General features: G+C 40.0%; 2 protein-coding genes and 2 tRNA genes. All 4 read right to left on the bottom strand.

All coding sequences use genetic code 11. The features are described 5' to 3' along the window. Positions 1–10: 10 nt before the first annotated feature. Positions 11–86, bottom strand: a tRNA-Val gene (locus AC1TO5_RS21150). Between the two features lie 117 nt (positions 87–203). After that, positions 204–947 carry a uracil-DNA glycosylase family protein gene (locus tag AC1TO5_RS21145; RefSeq protein ID WP_482064817.1) on the bottom strand — a complete coding sequence of 248 codons (744 nt, stop codon included), beginning with the start codon at positions 945–947 and terminating at the stop codon, positions 204–206. A gap of 208 nt (positions 948–1155) precedes the next feature. Then, positions 1156–1365, bottom strand: coding sequence for a hypothetical protein (locus AC1TO5_RS21140; RefSeq protein WP_482064816.1), 210 nt, complete (start codon positions 1363–1365; stop codon positions 1156–1158). Between the two features lie 548 nt (positions 1366–1913). Beyond that, a tRNA-Leu gene (locus AC1TO5_RS21135) sits at positions 1914–1995 on the bottom strand. Positions 1996–2002: the final 7 nt, after the last annotated feature.

The raw sequence follows: 2002 nt of genomic DNA, 5'->3' as shown, positions 1-2002 counted from the left end.
ATTATTATTATGGTGGAGGATGACGGGTTCGAACCGCCGACCCTCTGCTTGTAAGGCAGATGCTCTCCCAGCTGAGCTAATCCTCCATATGTATGTCATCTCTTTGGAGTGACCAGAATAATATATCATGTTTATACATATGACGTCAAGTATTTAGTTCGTTTTTCTCTATTAGTATTTCTTTATAATTTGAGTCAGCGCCATTAGTTATCCTTCTTGAGCTCTCCTAACATTTGAGTCATAGCTACCTTCCCCGCCTCGAATTGTGTAAGACGATGACCGTTGGCACCGGATGGATGCGGAAATCCCCATACAACAAGATGCTCGGCGATTAGTCCCAGCTTTATTAGATGACGAAGGTAACTCTCTACTGATTTACCTAACGGTATAATAAGCGGATTTTTCAGCATACGTAGCTCAACTAAAAAAGATTGCAGTGCTGCTTCTTGAAGTATTTCATTCCTTATTAAGGAGGGATTATGACCATTATAATTTCGCTTAGCAACAAATACAGGATAACGAATTAACGATGTGGTATGTAGAAGTGTACAGTCTCGGTCAAACAATTGCTCGGCACTCGAAATTCCAAATAAATTATGTATCCCTATTTCATCTAGCATTTGAATTAAGTTAACGCGTGTAGCTCCTGCAAACCTCGCTGCAAACTTTGCATCCTTACATGCCTCTTCATACGTCTTCTGTTGCTTTAATGATTGTATTGCCGTTCTATAAGCAATCTCCAGTTGCTGCCAACCAGGAGTGATGCCAACGATCATAACCTTTGCCGCTAAATTTACATATTCATTATGGGGAGTATAATAGATTTCAATATCGCCTTCTTGCTTCAATCTGAAGGCATCTACTAGTAAATCTGTTTTCGAGTAGCTTAATTGGGTTGGAAGAGCTTTTAGACATGTACTGAAATAATGCTCATCTACGAATGACATATCATATACTCCTCATTGAATAATGACAACTGTATGCTCGCTTGTATCGATATCGGTCGACCAAGCATTTTTCATTATAGCATGGTGCTCTGCATCTACCAAATCACCTCAATATATCATCAGTCCCACCAATATATCCGTCTCCGGATCAAAATGAATCTGTCCTGCCAAATCCGGCATAATTTCCTCGATAAAAACAGCCGCCATATCAACCAGTTATAGCCGTTCCGTTCAAATCCTTCATCGATCCGCTCCATAGCTCCCTACACTCAATATCAGCGACACCGAGCGGCATGAGCAAGCCATTTGAATGGTAACAGCGCATCTTTGTCCAGGAAAAAGTATTCTCCTGCGATACCGCAGCAACGCCAGCGGTATTATGCGTTTCCCTATTCACTTCAAGGTATCCTTTCACCATTCAATAATCCGCTCATGCTTATTCTCTTTAAACCACTTCTCTAAATTCTCCAATTATTCCTTATTCACAAACCGCAGTCCCTCTCCACTCTCGATTTAATTCTTCCGACTCACTGCTGCCCAAACAGTAGCTATAGCAATTCAAAATAAGTTTTGTAACAAGACATGCTCATTATAATGATTTAGAATAGTCAATCCTTCAAATACACATAAAAACGGTTGCTACTAAGGTTCCAAGATAAGAGAGCCTAGCTATTAAGCCCGAATGGATCGGTTGTAGTGACAATTTTGGCGTTACAGCGTCATAATTACTCGTTTGGATCGGCTGTAGTGACATTTTTACTTTATTAAGTTGGTGAATGACCTAAGTAGTAACAAAAAACGACTGTAAATTGATATACCAATCAATTTACAGTCGTAAGGTCGGATTGTTCATTTTCAAGAGTGATGAATTATAAATTCAGCGCAGAAGATGAATATGGTTTTAGCTATAAAATAAAAAAAAGCTCATTCGAGAAAAATTCTCTAATGAACTATCGTTTATTATTTTGGTACCGGCGAGAGGACTCGAACCTCCACGGTCTCCCATTCGATTTTGAGTCGAACGCGTCTGCCATTCCGCCACGCCGGCATAGTAA

This window comes from Paenibacillus sp. Y930, from assembly GCF_056786375.1.
Note: the sequence above shows the minus strand (reverse complement) of the source record. Positions and strands in the feature narration are given on the sequence as shown.